Below are 16564 nucleotides of genomic sequence, written 5' to 3'. Positions count from 1 at the left end.
GCCGGGACAATAGAGCAGTCGAACGGAAGGTGGATCGTTTCCATGAGCGTCGGTGAAGTCGCGGGGCTGATCGCGGCCTGCGCGCTGCTGATCTTGGTGGGCCTGCTGGCCTATCCGATCCTGAAGCTCGGCAAGGTGTTCGACGAGACCCGGATCCTGGTCAAGGGGGTCTCGGACGAGACCGTGCCGCTGCTCGGAGAGGTGACGACTACCGTGTCGACCACGAACGCCCAGCTGTTGAAGGTGGACACCATCACCGACAACGCCACCACCGTGACCACCAACGCGGCCGCGCTCACGTCGCTGTTCGCGGCGACCGCCGGCGGCCCGCTGGTCAAGGCCGCCGCGTTCACGTACGGCGTCCGCCGCGCGCTGGGCGAGAGCCAGCGCCGGGACGTCTCGCGCCGGGTGAAGGACGAGATGAAGGCCGAGCGCAAGGCGAAGAAGCGCGGTGACGTCCGGTGAAGCGGATCCTGTGGTTCATCATCGGCACGGCTGTCGGCGTCTACGCGGTGACCCGGCTGAAGAAGCGGGCCCAGCTGCTCGCGCCGGAGAGCCTGCAGCAGTCGGCGGAGAAGGTGGCCAGCGCGATCCGGCACTTCGGCGACGAGGTGCGGGCGGGCATGGCCGAGCGGGAGACCGAGCTGCGCGACGCGCTCGGCATCGATACAGCACCAACTGAACGTGAGGACTACCGGTAACACCATGGAAACCAGTGAGATTCGCCGGCGGTTCCTGAGCTACTTCGAGGACCGGGGCCACACGGTCGTGCCGAGCGCGCCGCTGCCCTCGCCGGACCCGAACCTGTTGTTCAACGTCGCCGGGATGGCGCAGTTCGTACCGTACTTCGTCGGCCAGCAGACCCCGCCGTACCCGCGCGCCACCAGCGTGCAGAAGTGCGTCCGGACCCTCGACATCGAGGAGGTCGGCAAGACCACCCGGCACGGCACGTTCTTCCAGATGAACGGCAACTTCTCCTTCGGTGACTACTTCAAGGAGCAGGCCGTCCAGTACGCCTGGGAACTGGTCACCAAGCCGCAGAGCGAAGGCGGCTACGGCTTCGACGAGTCGGTTCTGTACGCCTCGGTGTACTACGAGGACGACGAGGCGATCGACGTCTGGAAGCGGGTCGCCGGGCTGCCCGACGACCGGATCGTCCGGCTCGGGATGAAGGACAACTTCTGGTCGATGGGCATCCCGGGTCCGTGCGGCCCGTGCTCGGAGATCCTGATCGACCGCGGCCCGGAGTTCGGCGCCGACCGGGACTGGGAGGCGGGCGACCGCTACCTGGAGTTCTGGAACCTGGTCTTCATGCAGAACATCCGCGGTGAGGGTGGCGGCAAGGAGGGCTACCCGATCCTCGGCGAGCTGCCGAAGAAGAACATCGACACTGGCCTCGGCCTCGAGCGCGTCGCGTTCCTGCTGCAGGGCGTCGACAACATGTACGAGATCGACGAGATCTACCCGGTGATCGAGAAGGCATCGGAGCTGAGTGGCCGCAAGTACGGCGCCGACCACGTCGACGACGTCCGGTTCCGGGTGATCGCGGACCACGTCCGCAGCGCGCTGATGCTGATCGGCGACGGCGTCACCCCGGGCAACGAGCGCGGCGGTTACGTACTGCGGCGCCTGCTGCGCCGGGCGGTCCGCTCGATGCGCCTGCTCGGCTACGAGGACCCCAGCCTGGTGGAACTGCTGCCGACCAGCCTGGTGCAGATGAAGAAGTCGTACCCCGAGCTGGAGGCCGACTTCGGCCGGATCAGCCAGGTCGCGTACGCCGAGGAGGAGGCGTTCCGCCGTACTCTCACGGCCGGTACGAGTGTCTTCGACCTGGCCGTGAAGACGGTCAAGTCCGAGAGCGGCGCTACCCTCGCCGGGGCGCAGGCGTTCCAGCTGCACGACACCTACGGCTTCCCGATCGACCTGACCGTCGAGATGGCCGCCGAGCAGGGCCTGCAGGTGGACACCGAGGGCTTCAAGTCGCTGATGACCGAGCAGCGCGAGCGGGCCAAGGCGGACGCGCGGGCGAAGAAGGCCGGCCACGCGGACACCTCGGGCTACCGCGAGCTGCGGGAGAAGGGCGCCACCGAGTTCACCGGGTACCAGGAGCTCAGCACCGACTCCCAGGTCCGCGGCGTACTGCGCGACGGCGTGGTGGCGCAGGCCGCCGAGCCCGGGGACACCGTCGAGGTCGTGCTGGAGAAGACCCCGTTCTACGCGGAGTCGGGTGGCCAGATCGCCGACGAGGGCCTGATCGTGGCCGACGGCGTCAAGCTCCAGGTGCTCGACGTTCAGCGCCCGGTCAAGGGCCTGATCGTGCACCGGGTGAAGGTGCTCGACGGTGTCGTCCAGCCCGGGCTCGACGTCCACGCGCAGGTCGACCACGAGTGGCGGGTCTCGGCCTGCCAGGCGCACTCCGGCACGCACGTCGTGCACGCGGCCCTGCGCCAGGTGCTCGGCCCGAACGCGCTGCAGAGCGGCTCGTACAACAAGCCCGGTTACCTGCGGCTCGACTTCGCCTGGTCGTCGGCGCTGGACCAGGCCACCCGCAGCGAGATCGAGGAGGTCGCGAACCTCGCCGTCCGCCAGGACCTGCCGGTCTCCGCGCAGTACATGTCGCTGCCCGAGGCCCGGGAGTGGGGCGCGCTGGCGCTGTTCGGCGAGACGTACGACGAAGAGGTGCGCGTCGTGGAGATCGGTGGCCCCTGGTCGCGCGAGCTCTGCGGTGGGACGCACGTCAAGCACTCCTCGCAGGTCGGCGCGCTGACCGTGACGAGCGAGTCGTCCGTCGGTGCGGGCGTCCGCCGCCTCGAGGCGTTCGTCGGCATGGACGCGCTGCACTACCTGGGCAAGGAGCGGGCGCTGATCCGGCTGCTCTCGGAGTCGCTGAAGACCCGGCCGGAGGAGCTGCCCGCGAAGGTGGCCGACCTGTCCGAGCGACTGCGGATCGCCGAGAAGGAGCTGGAGAAGGTCCGGGCCGGCCAGGTGCTGGCCGCCGGTGCCGACCTGGCGCAGAACCCGAAGGACGTCTTCGGGGTCGCGTACGTCGGCCACCGCGCGCCCGACGGCGTGAACGGCGGGGACCTGCGCAAGCTGGCGCTCGACGTCCGTGGCCGGATGCCGGCCGACCGGCCGGCCGTGGTCACCGTGCTCAGCGTGAACGACGGCAAGCCCGCCGTGGTGGTCGCCCTGAACGAGACCGCGCGCGAGTGGGGCCTCAAGGCCGGTGACCTGGTCCGGATCGCCGCCGAGCAGCTCGGTGGTCGTGGCGGTGGCAAGGATGACGTCGCGCAGGGTGGCGGAACGGACGCGACCGGTGTGGACAAGGCGCTGGCCGCGGTCGAGCACTCCGTCGGCCAGTCGGTCACCGGCTGACCGTGAGACCGCAGTCGACCTGGCGCCGGGGAAGGGCACACCGGGTGTGCCCGCCCGGCGCCGCTGCGCGACCCCTCGGCGGGGCACACTAGTGCGCCGGGGTGTGCGGATCGCGCTCGATATCGGCGACGCCAGGATCGGCGTGGCGACCAGTGACCCGCACGGGATTCTCGCCACACCGGTCGAGACGGTGCGCCGTGGACCCGGGGATCTTGACCGGATCGTTAGTCTCGTAGCCGAGCTAGACGCGTTCGAGCTCGTGATCGGCCTGCCCCGATCGTTGTCCGGCGGTGAGGGACCGGCCGCGGTCCGGATCCGCGAGACGGCTGAGCAGGTGCGGTTGCTGGTGCACAAGGTGAACCCGGAGGCGACAGTACGGATGGTGGACGAGCGGTTCACCACGGTCACGGCCGAGCGGATGCTCCGGGACCGGGGGAAGAAGGGTTCCAAGCGGCGGGCCGTGGTCGACCAGGCCGCGGCGGTCGTGATCCTGCAACACGCGCTCGACTTCGAGCGTGAGACCGGCAACCCGCCCGGGAGGCCCCTGTGAACGGAACATCGGTGAACGAAGACCGTGAGGACCTGGACGACCATCTCGGCCTGCGGCCGGAGAGTCGCACCGAGCGCCGGGCGAACCGGCGCAAGGCTCGGGCGCGGCGCGGTTTCGGGTGCTTCGCGGGGCTCGTTTCGCTGCTGGTCGTCGGTGCGCTGATCGGCGGTCTGGTGGTCGGTTACGGCAAGGGCCGCGACGCCCTGGAGCGGATGTTCGCCGCACCGGACTACGAGGGCGCCGGCACCACCGCGGTGACGGTCGAGATCACCCAGGGCCAGAGCGCCCAGGCGATCGCCGACACGCTGGAGAAGAAGGGCGTGGTCAAGAGCGCCAAGGCGTTCGAGCGGGTCGCCCGCGACGATCCCCGATCCCGCCAGATCCAGGCCGCGACGTACACGCTGAAGAAGGAGATGTCGGCGCAGGCCGCGCTGGACCTGCTGCTGAACCCGGCCAAGTCCGTGCTGGTCACCCGGATCAGCATTCCGCCAGGCCGGACCAAGGCCGAGGTGGTCGCGCTGCTGCAGAAGTCCAAGACCGCGAAGCTGCCGGCCGGCGCCGCCGCGGCCGCGATGGCCAAGGGGCAGAACCTCAAGCTGCCGTCGTACGCGAACAACAACGCGGAGGGTTTCCTCTACCCGGGCACCTATGACATCCCGAAGAACGCCAACGCGACCACCATCCTGCGGCTGCTGACGGCGCAGTACGCGAAGACCTCGGCCGAGCTGCAGTTGCCGCAGGTCGCGCAGCGCAAGAAGCTCGACCCGTACCAGGCGGTGATCGTGGCCAGCATCATCGGCGCCGAGACGAACCGCCCGCAGGACTACGCGAAGGTCGCCCGGGTGATCTACAACCGCCTGCAGATCGGCAAGAAGCTGCAGATGGACTCGACCGTGCACTACGTGACCGGCCGGGACGGCAAGGTCTTCACCACCGACGAGCAGCGCCAGAAGGACTCGGCCTACAACACCTACATGTACTCCGGGCTGCCGCCGACGCCGATCAACTCGCCCAGCAAGGAGACCCTGCGGGCGGCGCTGAACCCTGCGCAGGGGAGCTGGCTGTACTTCACCCTGGTCAACCTCGACACCGGCGAGACCCTGTTCGCCAGCACGGGTGACGAGCACCAGGCGAACGTGAAGAAGCTGCAGGCCTGGTGCGCGTCCCACACCGGCCGGTGCTGATGACCCGTTGTGCCGTGCTCGGTCAGCCGATCGCGCACTCGCTGTCCCCGGCGATGCACCGGGCGGCGTACGCCGAGCTCGGGCTGGACTGGCGGTACGACGCCTACGAGGTCGGCGAGGACGAGCTGCGCGGATTCCTCAGCTCGCTCGGCGACGACGTACGCGGGCTGTCTCTGACGATGCCGCTGAAGCGGGTCGCGCTGGACCTGGTGGACAGGGTGGACCCGGTCGCGGAGTTGATCGGCGCGGCGAACACGATGCTGTTCGAGCCCGACGGATCCCGCTCGGCCCACAACACCGACGTACCGGGGTTGGTGGCGGCGTTCGCGGAGCGCGGGATCACCGGCGCGGACACCGCCGTAGTACTGGGTGGTGGGGCGACCGCGGCCTCGACGCTGGCCGCCCTGCGGGGGTTGAAGGTCAGCGAGGTCACCCTCGTCGTACGCGACCTCGCGAAGGTCGAGCGGCTGCGGGACCTCGCGGCCGAGCTCGGACTGAAGACGTCGGTCACGGACTTCGGTCAGGTCGAGCAGATCGGCGGGTTCGACCTGTGTGTGTCGACGTTGCCGGGTGGCGCCGTCGATCCGTGGGCGGAGCACTTCGCGCAGGTGGCGCCGGTCGTCTTCGACGTCGCGTACCACCCGTGGCCGACCCAGCTCGCGATCGTGGCGCACCGGATCGGTACAGAGCTGTTGAACGGCCTTGATCTGCTCGTGCATCAGGCGACTCTCCAGGTGGAGATGATGACAGGTAGGTCGCCCGCGCCCTTGGCGGCCATGAGAGCCGCTGCGCGTGAGGAGCTCGATGAGCGTGAGCCAGGTTGATCGCCGTACCTTTCTGAGGGCAGGCGGCGCGGTCGCCGCGATCGCTCTCACCAGTTGCTCCGAAGTTGCTCCTGGTCGGCGCTGGTGCCGCGGTGATCGCCCGGATTCTGGTACGCCGGTGCGCTTGCTGAGGTATCCACAGGTCGCGATTGGCGGAGCGGCGGGTGGGCGCCGGATCGTCTAGGCTCCTGGATCGTGCCGGCTGATCACGCGTTGCTCGCCGCGAGCGCCGGTGTGGTGCTCTGCGGCCCAGCGGCGTACCTGCTCGGCCCGTGGCTATTGCGCCGGATCCCCGAGCCGATCTTGGAGGAAGGCGAGACCAAACCCCTGTACGCCGAACTGGCCGGGCCGCGGGCGGCGTACTGGTGCGGGGCGTCGGCCGCTGTCGCAGGCGGGCTGCTCGGCTGGACGCTGGGGAACTCGCCGGCGCTTGTCGCGTGGCTGATCCTTGCCGTTGTCGGTGCCGTGCTCGGTTACATCGACACGCGGACGAGGTACCTGCCGTCGGCGATCATCTGGCCGTCGTACCTGGTGGTCGGGTTGGCGCTGGTGGTCGGCTCGGCGGTGTCGGGGGAGTGGGATTCGCTGCGGCGGGCGGCGATCGCGGGGGTGATCGGGTTCGGGGTGTTCTACGTGCTCTGGTACGTGTTCCCGCGCGGGGTGGGGTTCGGCGACGTGCGGCTGTCCGGGTTGCTCAGCATGGCGCTCGGCTGGCTCGGCTGGGGTGAACTCGTCACCGGTCTGTACGGCGGGTTCTTCCTCGGCGCGGTGATCGGGATCGTGCTCACGCTGGCGAAGGTGTTCAAGCGCAGACAGCTGTTCCCGTTCGGCCCGTTCATGCTGGTCGGTGCGCTGATCGGCGTACTGGTCGGTGGTCCGCTCGAACGCCTCTACCTCGGCTAGGGCCGAGACTCCAGCGGATCAAGGCGACCTGGGACCCGCGTAATCTGTTCCGGCACAAGCTTTCGATCGAACCGGCCTGACGGCCGACCTGAACCGGCCGGGGCGCCGGGCCTGATCCTCGGGGGACGGGCCGGACGCCCCGGCCCACCTCTTAGTGACGCTCTTCGAGGCCGATGGCGTCACGGAGTTTCTGGGTGGCTTCCCGGAGTCCGGGGTCGGTGCGGGACTGCGAGTTCATCAATTCGGCGAGTGCCTCGGCGATGACGTTGAGCTTCTCCTGGGCGGCCTCTTGCCGGGTCTTCGCCGCCTCAGGCCGCTCCATCTGCGGATCGTAGTGCGGATGACCGGCTTTCGGATCTCCCCGAGCTCACCAGCCGGGGTAGCGCTGCCGCCAGCCGGTCTCGGGGCCGTAGTCGCCGTGCAACCGGGACTGCTGGGTGAACTCGAACACCAGGTCGTCGGCCAACTCGAGGATCACGCCACGGCCTTCGACAGCGAATACGAGCTCCGGCGGCAGCGCGGTCTCCCCGTGCAGCGCGCCCAGGATGTTGCCGCAGATCGCACCGGTCGAGTCGCTGTCGCCCGAGTGCGTCACTGCGAGGGCCAGAGCGTCGAGGAACTGCTCGGGCTCGGGATGCACCAGAGCGCAGTACACACCGATGGCGAGCGCTTCCTCGGCGATCCAGCCGCCACCGAGTCGTTCCACGGTCGCCGGGCCTGGCTGGCTGTGGGCGGCCAACTCGCGCGCGGCTGCGAGCGCAGTACTGGTTTCTTCGTGGCCGGGTTTCTGGGCGAGTAGTGCCTGCGCGGAGTCGAGCGCTGAGTTGAGGTCAGCACCTTGGCAGATGGCGTGGACGATCGCGGCGAGCGCACCGGAGGCGAGCTTCCCGGTCACGTGCCCATGCGTGTACCCCGCTGCCTGCGCCGCCGAGTCGAACGCCCACTCGGCACTGAACCACTTCGCCGGCAACAGCCCGAAAGGCGCCGCCCGCATCACCCCGCCGCAGCCCTTGGAGTCGTTGACCGCCTGGCCGCCGAACTGCTGGATCCGGTCGCCGCCCTTGCGGGCCTCGGTCAACGCCGACAGACACGTATTGCCGGGAGCGCGGCGTGCGTACAACCACTGCTGACCCTGCAACCACCCGTCGAGCTTCCCACTCGGCCCCGGCAACAACTGCGTATCGAGCCACCGGTCATACGCGTGATGCACCACCGCCACCGTGAACCCGAGCCCTCGATCGGTCCGCACTCCCGCGCGGATCAACCCCTCGACGGTGAACAAGGTCATCTGAGTGTCATCGGTCACCGTCCCCGCCGGCCACCCGACGCCCCCGGCAACAAACTTCCGCAACCCCTCCGGATGAGCAGCAACAATCTCCTGCCCTTGCGAGAACTCAACCGGCCCCCCAAGCGCATCCCCGATCGCCCCGCCCAACAAGCAACCCCGAACCCGGGCCCGATGTCCCTCATCCTCAACACGCATCACCCGCCGAGCCTACGACGCCCCCGAGTGTCCCTCGGTACACCCGAGCCGAAGCACCACCTCGCGGGGTGCTGTCCACGGGGTGGGCGGGAGCGGGCGGCGCGGGAGCGCGTGGGAGGATTGCGGCATGCTGCGCTGGCTTACCGCCGGCGAGTCGCACGGACAAGCGCTCGTCGCCGTACTCGAAGGTCTTCCCGCAGGCGTCCTGGTCACCACGGATGATGTGGCCGACGCCCTGGCTCGTCGTCGTCTCGGTTATGGCCGGGGCGCGCGGATGAAGTTCGAGCGGGACGAGGTGACGTTCATCGGCGGGTTCCGGCACGGGGTGTCGCTCGGCAGCCCGGTCGCGATCCAGGTCGGGAACACCGAGTGGCCGAAGTGGGAGCAGGTGATGGCTGCCGATCCGGTCGATCCGGAGGTGTTGGCCGACCTCGCCCGCAACGCCCCGCTGACCCGCCCGCGCCCTGGGCACGCCGACCTCGCCGGGATGCAGAAGTACGGCTTCGACGAGGCCCGTCCGGTGCTGGAGCGCGCGAGCGCCCGGGAGACCGCGGCCCGGGTCGCGCTCGGTGAGGTCGCCGCGCGGTTCCTGAAGCAGGCGTACGGGATCACCATCGTCAGCCACGTGGTCGAGCTCGGCACCGTGAAGGCGCCGTACGGCGTGATTCCCTCGGCCAGCGATGTCGCCAGGCTCGACGCGGACCCGGTGCGCTGCCTGGATCCGGATGCGAGCAAACAGATGGTCGCCGAGATCGATCAGGCGCAGAAGGCCGGCGACACCCTCGGCGGTGTCGTCGAGGTCGTCGTGGACGGCCTCCCGCCTGGTCTCGGCAGCTACGTGCACTGGGACCGCCGGCTGGACTCCAAGCTCGCCGGCGCGCTGATGGGCATCCAGGCGATCAAGGGCGTCGAACTCGGCGACGGCTTCGAGCTGGCCCGTACTCCGGGATCCCAGGCGCACGACGAGATCGTCGCCGAGGACGGAGAGGTACGCCGTACCAGCGGGCGCTCGGGTGGTACCGAGGGCGGCATGAGCACGGGGGAGACCCTGCGTGTGCGCGCCGCGATGAAGCCGATCGCGACGGTGCCGAGGGCGCTGCGCACGATCGACACGGTCACCGGCGAGGCGGCTTCGGCGCACCACCAGCGCTCCGACGTCTGCGCCGTACCGGCTGCGGGCATCGTCGCGGAGGCGATGGTGGCCCTGGTCCTGGCGGACGTGTCGATCGAGAAGTTCGGCGGGGACTCCGTCGGGGAGACCTCGCGCAACCACAAGTCGTACCTGGCGAACCTGCCGTCGACGATCGCCGCGCGCGAGTGGGCCCAGTGAGCCCGCTCGTCGTCCTGGTCGGTCCGCCCGGTTCGGGCAAGTCGACCATCGCCGCGCTGCTGGCGACGCGGCTCGGCAAGACGCACCGCGACACCGACACGGATGTCGAGAACGAGGCGGGCAAGCCGATCTCGGACATCTTCGTCGACTCCGGCGAGGCCGCTTTCCGTGCACTCGAGCGGGCCGCGATCGTCGCCGCGCTCAAAGACGATGGCGCGGTGGTGTCTCTCGGCGGTGGCGCGGTGCTCGACGCCGAGACCCGTGCCGATCTGGCCGGGCACAACGTCGTCTACCTGGACGTGTCCATCGGCGAGGCGGCCAAGCGAGTCGGCCTCGGCGTCGCCCGCCCGCTGCTGCTCGGCAACGTCCGAACCCAGCTGAAGAACCTGATGGACGCCCGCCGGCCCTTGTACGTCGAGGTCGCCAAGCTGACGGTGACCACCGACGGCCGGACGCCGGAGGAGATCGCCGACGAGATCCTGGAGCACCTCGGATGAGCACCGAATCCGGTACCAACGGCGTGGTGGACAAGACCCGCAGGATCAGGGTCGAGGCGGCGTCGCCGTACGACGTTGTCATCGGCAACAACCTGCTGGATAAGCTGCCTGCTCTGCTCGGCGACGGCGTACGCCGGGTCGCGGTGATCCATCCGCGGGCCCTTCGTACCAGCGGCGACGCCATCCGCGACGACCTGACCGCGGGCGGGTTCACCGCGCACGCGATCGAGATCCCGGATGCGGAGGAGGCCAAGTCCGCCGAGGTGCTGGCCTACTGCTGGTCGGTGCTCGGCCAGGCCGGCTTCACCCGGTCCGACGCGATCGTCTCGATCGGCGGCGGTACGACGACCGACCTCGCCGGCTTCGTCGCCGCGACCTGGCTGCGCGGCGTCCGGGTCGTCCACATCCCGACCACGTTGCTCGCCATGGTGGACGCGGCCGTGGGTGGCAAGACCGGCATCAACACCGCCGAGGGCAAGAACCTGGTCGGCGCCTTCTGGGAGCCAGCGGGAGTGTTGTGCGACCTGGCCGCGCTGGAAACCCTTCCCCGCAACGATTACGTGAGCGGCCTGGCCGAAGTGGTGAAGTGTGGGTTCATCGCCGACCCGGTGATCCTCGACCTGGTGGAGAAGGACCCGGCGGGCGCGTCCGCACCGGCGTACGAGCACACCGAGGAACTCATCGCCCGCGCGATCCAGGTGAAGGCCGACACGGTCGCCGCCGATCTCCACGAGCGGACGACGACCGTCGGCGGCCAGGTCGGCCGGGAGGCCCTCAACTACGGGCACACCCTGGGCCACGCGATCGAGCGGGTCGAGCGGTACAAGTGGCGCCACGGTGCCGCGATCAGCATCGGCATGGTGTTCGTCGCGGAACTCGCGCGCGCCGCGGGCAAGCTGGACGACGCCACAGCCGACCGGCACCGCGCAGTACTGGAGTCCCTCGGCCTGCCGACGTCCTACCGGGCCGACGCCTGGTCGCACCTGCAGGACGCGATGAAGCTCGACAAGAAGACCCGGGCCGACCGGTTGCGCTTCGTCGTACTGGATGGGTTGGCCAAGCCGACCATCCTCGAAGCGCCCGACCCGAGTCTTCTCGTCGCCGCCTACGCCGAGATCAGCTGAGGTTCAACGCGGCTTGGTGCTGTCGGGCTGCAGCGAGATGACGGAGTACTTACCCTCGTTGGTCAGGGCGACGACATAACGCCCGGTTAGCGAGGCGCTGACCGGTTTGCCGGCCTTGTCCAGCAGCCGGGTCTCCAGCTGGACCTTGTCGCCGGCTACGAGCTTCGCCTCGGCCTGGGCCTGAACGTAGCCGAGGCCGTCGGTCACCTCGCTCGTGAACCACGGCGTCGGCTTGCCCTTCACGACGATCCGGCGCTGGACGGTGGCGGCCCCCTCGGGGGCAACGACCCACCGGCTCGTGGACAGCTTCGCCGGTTTGCGCCCGCTCAGGTCACTGATCAGCCCGACGCCATCACCGGTACCGCCGAGGCCGTCCGGGTAGTTGGTGCTGAAAGTCCCGAATTCGTAGTCGCGTTGCACGTGGCCGTGCGCGTCTTTCGTCGGCATCCGGCCGACGCAGGCGTAGATGCGGTCGCCTGACTTGACCGCGACGGTCCAGCGCGTGCTTCCGGGGGGCGGTCCGGCGACCTGTCCGGCGATCTGGGTCGCGTGCAGAATCTTGTCGACCTTCGCTCCGGCTCCAGGCCAGTTCAGTGGCGCCGTTCCGTAGGTCTGCCCGGGAATGTCCTTGGAACCGATCCACTTGGCGCACTCGGTCCCGAACGCCTTCGCCTGGGCGTCGGTGAGCTTGCCCCGGTCGATCGAAACGGTCTGCTCGGTCGGCTTGTTCGTCGCCGACTTGCTCGCACCGACCGACTGCCCGGCCGCGCCTGGGTCGTCATGCTTCAGCAGCGACGGCACGGTGAGAGCGCCGGCGGCAACCACCGCGATCGACGCGGCGGCCGTAACCGGCAGCAGCCAGCTCCTCCGGCCACGCTTCTCGTCGGTCTCGGCCAGTAGGTGGTCCAGGATCGTGGTCTTGTTGGGGAGCGGTCGCTCCGCCGGGATCTGCTTGGTCATCCGAGCCCCTCCGTGGTGCCGAGATCGAGGAGGCCGGCCAGGCGCGTCCGCGCTCTGGACAGCCGGGATTTGACGGTGCCTTCCGGTACGCCGAGGGCTCTGGCCGCCTCGGCGATCGAGCACTCCGACCAGATGACGAGTTCGACGGCCTCGCGCTGCTTGGCCGGGATCCGGTCGAGCAGCCGGCGGATCTCGCTCATCGCGCGTTCGTCGTCGACCCGGTCGGCCGCCGCTCCCGAATGGTCGGGGACGGTGCCGCTGTGATCGATCAGCTCGACCCGGTCCGTCAACGCTGTCTGTCGCCGTGACGACCGCAGGACGTTGCCGCACTCATATCCAGCCATCACCAGCAGCAGCGGCCGGGCGGTGTGGAGTGTCAGCCGGTCGATCCGGCCGGCGCGAGCCCGTCGCCAGAGCGCGACGAAGGTCGCTTGGACGACATCCTCGGCGCTCGCCCACGACGACGTCCGCCGGAAGGCGAAGTTGTAGACCGCGTCGCTGTGGCGATGGAACAGATCGGCCAGGGCCTGCTCGTCGGCGACCCGGAGTCGTTCCCACAGCTCCCGGTCATCGCTGACAGCGGACCTGGGGCTCGCCGCCATCCGCCGCACTCCCATCGTTGCTGTTCTTGTGCTCATACCGGGGAGAGTCCGGCAGTCGCGGCGCGGGTTCCATCGGGCTCGAAGTCAGCCCAGTTCGTCCGGCAGCGGGCGGTGGTGCAGGACGTCGAGCCGGGAAACCGCTCTGGTCAGCACAACATAGAGACGGTTCAGGCCGCGGGTTTCAGTTAACTCGGTTAAATCTTTGGCCGGGTTAACACTTTGCTATCGTCTGCCGCATGGCCGGTTTGCGGGACCGCAAGAAGCAGCAGACGCACGACGCGCTCTCCCAGGCGGCGATCGGCCTGTTCCTTGAGCGCGGCTTCGACGAGGTGTCGGTCGCGGATATCGCGGCGGCCGCGGACGTCTCCAAGCCGACGCTCTTCAAGTACTTCGCGACCAAGCAGGATCTCGCCCTGCACCGGATCTCCGACCACGCGCACGAGGCCGCCCGGGTCGTGCGAGCCGCTGCCGCCCCGCCGGTCGAGGCGCTGCGCGATGACTTCCTGGCCGGTCTCGAACGGCGCGACCCGGTCACCGGGCTGAACGACCATCCCGAGGTGCTCGCCTACTACCGACTGATCTTCATGACACCCGCTCTCGCGACCCGGCTCTACCAGTTCATCGCCGCCGATCAGACCGCTCTCACGGAGGCGCTGACAGAGGCCGGGGACGATGACTTGGAGGCCGAGCTCACCGCGGCTCAGCTGATCGCTACCCGGCAGGTTCTGTCCCGCCGCAACTGGCTAGCGCTCTCGACGGGCACCAGCGCGGACGCGCAGTACGCGAAGGCGGTCGACGAGGCGAGCCGCGCCTACGGGCGGCTCACCACTAGGGTGGAGCTGTGACTGATGTGGCTGGTGGGCGTCGTGTACTGGTGCTGAACGGACCGAACCTCGGCCGGCTAGGATCGCGGGAACCCGATGTGTATGGCGCGATGACGTTCGCGGATCTCGTCGCAGACTGCGAGAAGACCGGTGCCGAGCTCGGCCTCCAGGTGGAGGTCCGGCAGACCGACGACGAGGCGGAACTGGTCGGCTGGCTGCACGAGGCCGCCGACACGAAGACCCCGGTGGTGCTGAACCCGGCCGCCTTCACCCACTACTCGTACGCCCTCCGCGACGCTTGCGCCCAGCGCACCGCCCCGCTGATCGAGATCCACATCAGCAACCCCGCCGCCCGCGAGGAGTTCCGCCACACCAGCGTCGTGGCCGCCGTAGCCACCGGCACCATCGCCGGCTTCGGCCTGAACTCCTACCGCCTCGCCCTCCAGGCCCTCACCACCCTCCCGTAACTCCACGCGGCCGGCCCTCGCCGCGCCAAGCCTCCCTCCTGACCACGTTGCACTCTCCAGCGGCTCTTCCGTGCTAGCTCGGTTGTTTCGTCTTAAGGCTGGCTGAAGGGTGGGTAGGGAGGATGGGTACGTCGAATGGGGGTCCGGTGTGAGTACAGAGGTTCGACGCTCCGGGGGAGTGGGGCTTATGGCGCAGCAGCGCGTGCCGGTGTGGGTGAAGGCTCTTGATCCGTTGTCGCGGTTCGGGCTGATGCATGCGTTGAGGCAGCGGCCGGAGATCGCGCTGATCAGCGACGCCGACCTGGCGGAGTTCCAGCAGACACAGGCAGACCAGCGCACCGCCCCGCCGCTGGTCGCGCTTGTCGTCGTCGACTCGCTGGACACGATCGCAGTACAGGTACTGCGATCGGCCGCGCAGTGCGGGTGTCGCCGGATCGTGCTGATCAGCAGCACGATCGACGACGACGCGCTGATGACCGCGGTCGAGTTCGGCGTCTCGGGAGTACTGCGGCGCGCGGACGCCACAGCGGACCGGATCGTCCACCTGCTGCAGTCGGCCGCCGCCGGCAACGGCAATCTGCCACCGGATCTGCTCGGCCGATTGCTCGGTCAGGTGTCCCGGATGCAGCGTCAGGTGCTCGCGCCGCGCGGCCTGTCCCACACCGGCCTGTCCGACCGCGAGACCCAGGTCCTGCGACTCGTTGCCGACGGCAAGGACACCCAGGAGATCGCCCGCGAGATGTCGTACTCCGAGCGCACCGTCAAGAACGTCCTCCACGACATCACCACCCGCCTCCAACTCAGAAACCGCTCCCACGCGGTCGCCTACGCGCTCCGCGAAGGCCTCATCTGACGCCACCCCGTCTCACCACTCCCGAACCGCCCAGCCGGGCGCCCGCCGGCGCTCGACCTGCCGGCGCTCGACCTGCCGGCGCTCGACCCGCCGCGGCCGCTCCGCCGGGGTGCCATCTTGTGTGCGGCGTGAGTGTCAGGTCGGGGGTCTGAGTCGGGTCGGAATGGTGGTTTCGGGGGTGGCCCTGTACCGAGCGACAGGTAGAGCCGGGCGGATCGCCGAGGTTCCAGGCGTGGGGTGCACTCCGGCGTTGTGTGTGCGGCGACCACTACCTGTCGTTCGGTACGCCAGTGGGCCCCGAGGGTGGTCTCGCGCCGGTGGGTGGGAGCCCGTAACAGCCGGTGGCCCGTGTGGTTGTGGGGACCTCGGACACCCTGCAGGGTGCGGGGATCTCGGACACCCTGCGGGGACCTCGGACAGGGTGTGTCGTGTCCGGGGTCCCGACTTGGTGTCCCAGCCCCCCGCCTTGTGCACCAGTTGAGTGTCCGGGCCGACCCCGAGACATGACTGTCCACTCTCACAAGATCAGGGCAAAGTGTTAGGCCGGGGCCTGAGGTGATCGGGTGGTGCACAAGGTCGGGTTCCGTGGGGGTGTCGCCGCGAGATGGACTGCGCCGGCACGGTCGGGGCGGAGTAGTCCGAATGCGGTGATGTGCGTTTCAGGTCCTTCGAGGACGGGACGAGCGCCGGTGGCGCGAGTTCCTTCTTCTTCGTCTGCGCAACCACCAAGGCGGTCAGGACGACGAGGCCGCCGACGAGTTGGGCGGGGCTCAGCCGCTGGTCGAGAGCGAGCCAGCCGAGGATGGTCGCGACCACCGGGCTGAGGAGTCCGAGGAAGGTGACGTCGGTAGGCGAGAGACCCCGCAGCCCGCGGAACCACAGGGCGTAGGCCAGCGCGGACCCGATGATCGTCAGGTAGGTGTAGCCGGCCAGGTTCGCGAAGGTCAGAGACGCGGGAAGCGCTCCCTCGACGATCCATGCGACCGGCAGGAGGAGGATTCCGCCCGCGACGAGTTGCCAGCCTGTGGTTGCGAGCAGGGGAGCCGGTGACGCCCAGCGCTTGCTGAGCACGACCCCGGTCGCCATCACGACGGCACCTCCGAGGGCGGCGACTACGCCCCACGCGTCGAGTCGCGCGTCGGCCCGGAGTACGAGGAGACTGACGCCGGCCACGCCTGCGATCGCGGCCAGCAGTTTCCGAGTGGACAGGCGTTCGGCGAGCAGGCTGGTCGACAGCACGGCCACCAGCAGAGGCTGCAATGCGCCGACGGTTGCCGCGACCCCGCCCGGCAGTCGGTACGCCGCGACGAACAGCAAGGCGAAGAACACCCCGATGTTGAGTGCGCCGAGCACGAAGGCGCGCCACCACCAGATCCCCTGCGGCAGCCGCCGGGTGATCGCGACGAGCAGCAGCCCGGCCGGGAGGGCGCGGATCACCGCGGCGAGGAGCGGACGGCCCGCAGGGAGCAGTTCTGTGGTGACCAGATACATGGTTCCCCACAGCGACGGCGCGATGGCCGTGATCAGGAGCAGGGTCAGTCGATTGCTTAGCACTAAGACAATATATCTCAGCGCTAAGCAATCCGCC

The 16564-nt window shown here is 69.2% G+C and carries 19 protein-coding genes and 1 pseudogene; 15 read left to right on the top strand and 5 right to left on the bottom strand.

Annotated features, from left to right (window positions below):
- Positions 1 to 42: 42 nt before the first annotated feature.
- From ACFPJ1_RS12965 to ACFPJ1_RS12925, 9 genes and pseudogenes are all read left to right on the top strand, one after another.
- Positions 43 to 465 carry a DUF948 domain-containing protein gene (locus tag ACFPJ1_RS12965; protein ID WP_380103832.1) on the top strand — a complete coding sequence of 141 codons (423 nt, stop codon included), beginning with the start codon at positions 43 to 45 and terminating at the stop codon, positions 463 to 465.
- Positions 462 to 701 (top strand): DUF6167 family protein, encoded by a 240-nt coding sequence (locus ACFPJ1_RS12960; protein WP_380103831.1) that lies wholly within the window; start codon positions 462 to 464, stop codon positions 699 to 701. Before ACFPJ1_RS12965 ends, ACFPJ1_RS12960 begins: the two co-directional genes overlap by 4 nt.
- A gap of 4 nt (positions 702 to 705) precedes the next feature.
- Positions 706 to 3375 (top strand): alanine--tRNA ligase, encoded by a 2670-nt coding sequence (gene alaS, locus ACFPJ1_RS12955; RefSeq protein WP_380103830.1) that lies wholly within the window; start codon positions 706 to 708, stop codon positions 3373 to 3375.
- Positions 3376 to 3478: 103 nt separating this feature from the next.
- Positions 3479 to 3925, top strand: a complete 447-nt coding sequence (gene ruvX, locus ACFPJ1_RS12950) for a Holliday junction resolvase RuvX (RefSeq protein ID WP_465261070.1) — start codon at positions 3479 to 3481, stop codon at positions 3923 to 3925.
- Positions 3926 to 3936: 11 nt separating this feature from the next.
- On the top strand, positions 3937 to 5109 hold the full coding sequence (mltG, locus tag ACFPJ1_RS12945) for an endolytic transglycosylase MltG (RefSeq protein WP_380103829.1): 1173 nt from the start codon (positions 3937 to 3939) through the stop codon (positions 5107 to 5109).
- Complete coding sequence (locus ACFPJ1_RS12940; protein WP_380103828.1) at positions 5082 to 5933, top strand: shikimate dehydrogenase; 852 nt, start codon at positions 5082 to 5084, stop codon at positions 5931 to 5933. The genes mltG and ACFPJ1_RS12940 overlap by 28 nt, the downstream gene beginning before the upstream one ends.
- Positions 5914 to 6117, top strand: a complete 204-nt coding sequence (locus tag ACFPJ1_RS12935) for a twin-arginine translocation signal domain-containing protein (RefSeq protein ID WP_380103827.1) — start codon at positions 5914 to 5916, stop codon at positions 6115 to 6117. The genes ACFPJ1_RS12940 and ACFPJ1_RS12935 overlap by 20 nt, the downstream gene beginning before the upstream one ends.
- An 11-nt stretch (positions 6118 to 6128) precedes the next feature.
- The gene (locus ACFPJ1_RS12930; RefSeq protein WP_380103826.1) at positions 6129 to 6836 is read left to right on the top strand and encodes a prepilin peptidase; all 708 of its coding nucleotides are present in this window, start codon (positions 6129 to 6131) and stop codon (positions 6834 to 6836) included.
- A gap of 11 nt (positions 6837 to 6847) precedes the next feature.
- Positions 6848 to 6916, top strand: a pseudogene (locus ACFPJ1_RS12925) (BBE domain-containing protein); the annotation flags it as partial.
- Between the two features lie 71 nt (positions 6917 to 6987).
- On the opposite strand, the gene ACFPJ1_RS12920 reads toward ACFPJ1_RS12925, so the two are convergent.
- Together ACFPJ1_RS12920 and ACFPJ1_RS12915 are read right to left on the bottom strand one after the other, a co-directional pair.
- Positions 6988 to 7158 carry a hypothetical protein gene (locus ACFPJ1_RS12920; RefSeq protein ID WP_380103825.1) on the bottom strand — a complete coding sequence of 57 codons (171 nt, stop codon included), beginning with the start codon at positions 7156 to 7158 and terminating at the stop codon, positions 6988 to 6990.
- 45 nt (positions 7159 to 7203) lie between these two features.
- Positions 7204 to 8319 (bottom strand): ADP-ribosylglycohydrolase family protein, encoded by a 1116-nt coding sequence (locus tag ACFPJ1_RS12915; RefSeq protein WP_380104022.1) that lies wholly within the window; start codon positions 8317 to 8319, stop codon positions 7204 to 7206.
- Positions 8320 to 8446: 127 nt separating this feature from the next.
- Here ACFPJ1_RS12915 and aroC point away from each other — a divergent pair, with 127 nt between their 5' ends.
- The 3 genes from aroC to aroB are packed head-to-tail and all read left to right on the top strand — an operon-like array spanning position 8447 to position 11270.
- Positions 8447 to 9649, top strand: coding sequence for a chorismate synthase (aroC, locus tag ACFPJ1_RS12910; protein WP_380103824.1), 1203 nt, complete (start codon positions 8447 to 8449; stop codon positions 9647 to 9649).
- Entirely contained in the window at positions 9646 to 10146 is a 501-nt protein-coding gene (locus ACFPJ1_RS12905; protein WP_380103823.1) for a shikimate kinase, read from the top strand. The genes aroC and ACFPJ1_RS12905 overlap by 4 nt, the downstream gene beginning before the upstream one ends.
- On the top strand, positions 10143 to 11270 hold the full coding sequence (gene aroB, locus ACFPJ1_RS12900; protein WP_380103822.1) for a 3-dehydroquinate synthase: 1128 nt from the start codon (positions 10143 to 10145) through the stop codon (positions 11268 to 11270). Before ACFPJ1_RS12905 ends, aroB begins: the two co-directional genes overlap by 4 nt.
- A gap of 3 nt (positions 11271 to 11273) precedes the next feature.
- Here the strand turns inward: aroB and ACFPJ1_RS12895 are convergent, their stop codons facing one another.
- Together ACFPJ1_RS12895 and ACFPJ1_RS12890 are read right to left on the bottom strand one after the other, a co-directional pair.
- Positions 11274 to 12230, bottom strand: a complete 957-nt coding sequence (locus ACFPJ1_RS12895; RefSeq protein ID WP_380103821.1) for a hypothetical protein — start codon at positions 12228 to 12230, stop codon at positions 11274 to 11276.
- Positions 12227 to 12868, bottom strand: a complete 642-nt coding sequence (locus ACFPJ1_RS12890) for an RNA polymerase sigma factor (RefSeq protein ID WP_380103820.1) — start codon at positions 12866 to 12868, stop codon at positions 12227 to 12229. The genes ACFPJ1_RS12895 and ACFPJ1_RS12890 overlap by 4 nt, the downstream gene beginning before the upstream one ends.
- A 200-nt stretch (positions 12869 to 13068) precedes the next feature.
- Here ACFPJ1_RS12890 and ACFPJ1_RS12885 point away from each other — a divergent pair, with 200 nt between their 5' ends.
- The 3 genes from ACFPJ1_RS12885 to ACFPJ1_RS12875 all read left to right on the top strand — a co-directional run bounded on the left by ACFPJ1_RS12885 (position 13069) and on the right by ACFPJ1_RS12875 (position 14976).
- The gene (locus ACFPJ1_RS12885) at positions 13069 to 13677 is read left to right on the top strand and encodes a TetR family transcriptional regulator (protein WP_380103819.1); all 609 of its coding nucleotides are present in this window, start codon (positions 13069 to 13071) and stop codon (positions 13675 to 13677) included.
- Between the two features lie 5 nt (positions 13678 to 13682).
- Positions 13683 to 14123 (top strand): type II 3-dehydroquinate dehydratase, encoded by a 441-nt coding sequence (aroQ, locus tag ACFPJ1_RS12880; RefSeq protein ID WP_380104021.1) that lies wholly within the window; start codon positions 13683 to 13685, stop codon positions 14121 to 14123.
- 187 nt (positions 14124 to 14310) lie between these two features.
- Positions 14311 to 14976, top strand: a complete 666-nt coding sequence (locus tag ACFPJ1_RS12875; RefSeq protein WP_380103818.1) for a LuxR C-terminal-related transcriptional regulator — start codon at positions 14311 to 14313, stop codon at positions 14974 to 14976.
- A 525-nt stretch (positions 14977 to 15501) separates the two neighbouring features.
- On the opposite strand, the gene ACFPJ1_RS12870 is transcribed toward ACFPJ1_RS12875, so the two are convergent.
- On the bottom strand, positions 15502 to 16530 hold the full coding sequence (locus tag ACFPJ1_RS12870) for a DMT family transporter (RefSeq protein ID WP_380103817.1): 1029 nt from the start codon (positions 16528 to 16530) through the stop codon (positions 15502 to 15504).
- Between the last annotated feature and the right edge of the window lie 34 nt (positions 16531 to 16564).

The sequence above is a fragment of the Kribbella qitaiheensis genome, assembly GCF_042657745.1.
GTDB classification, from domain to species: Bacteria; Actinomycetota; Actinomycetes; order Propionibacteriales; family Kribbellaceae; genus Kribbella; species Kribbella qitaiheensis.
The sequence above is the reverse complement of the archived record's forward strand: the minus strand, read 5'-3'. Positions and strand labels throughout refer to the sequence as shown.

Coding starts and splice junctions, on each gene's coding strand:
- ACFPJ1_RS12965 (WP_380103832.1), top strand. CDS start 43: ATGAGCGTCGGTGAAGTCGCGGGGCTGATCGCGGCCTGCGCGCTGCTG.
- alaS (WP_380103830.1), top strand. CDS start 706: ATGGAAACCAGTGAGATTCGCCGGCGGTTCCTGAGCTACTTCGAGGAC.
- ACFPJ1_RS12935 (WP_380103827.1), top strand. CDS start 5,914: ATGAGCGTGAGCCAGGTTGATCGCCGTACCTTTCTGAGGGCAGGCGGC.
- ACFPJ1_RS12920 (WP_380103825.1), bottom strand. CDS start 7,158: ATGGAGCGGCCTGAGGCGGCGAAGACCCGGCAAGAGGCCGCCCAGGAG.
- ACFPJ1_RS12915 (WP_380104022.1), bottom strand. CDS start 8,319: ATGCGTGTTGAGGATGAGGGACATCGGGCCCGGGTTCGGGGTTGCTTG.
- aroC (WP_380103824.1), top strand. CDS start 8,447: ATGCTGCGCTGGCTTACCGCCGGCGAGTCGCACGGACAAGCGCTCGTC.
- aroB (WP_380103822.1), top strand. CDS start 10,143: ATGAGCACCGAATCCGGTACCAACGGCGTGGTGGACAAGACCCGCAGG.
- ACFPJ1_RS12895 (WP_380103821.1), bottom strand. CDS start 12,230: ATGACCAAGCAGATCCCGGCGGAGCGACCGCTCCCCAACAAGACCACG.
- ACFPJ1_RS12890 (WP_380103820.1), bottom strand. CDS start 12,868: ATGAGCACAAGAACAGCAACGATGGGAGTGCGGCGGATGGCGGCGAGC.
- ACFPJ1_RS12885 (WP_380103819.1), top strand. CDS start 13,069: ATGGCCGGTTTGCGGGACCGCAAGAAGCAGCAGACGCACGACGCGCTC.
- ACFPJ1_RS12875 (WP_380103818.1), top strand. CDS start 14,311: ATGGCGCAGCAGCGCGTGCCGGTGTGGGTGAAGGCTCTTGATCCGTTG.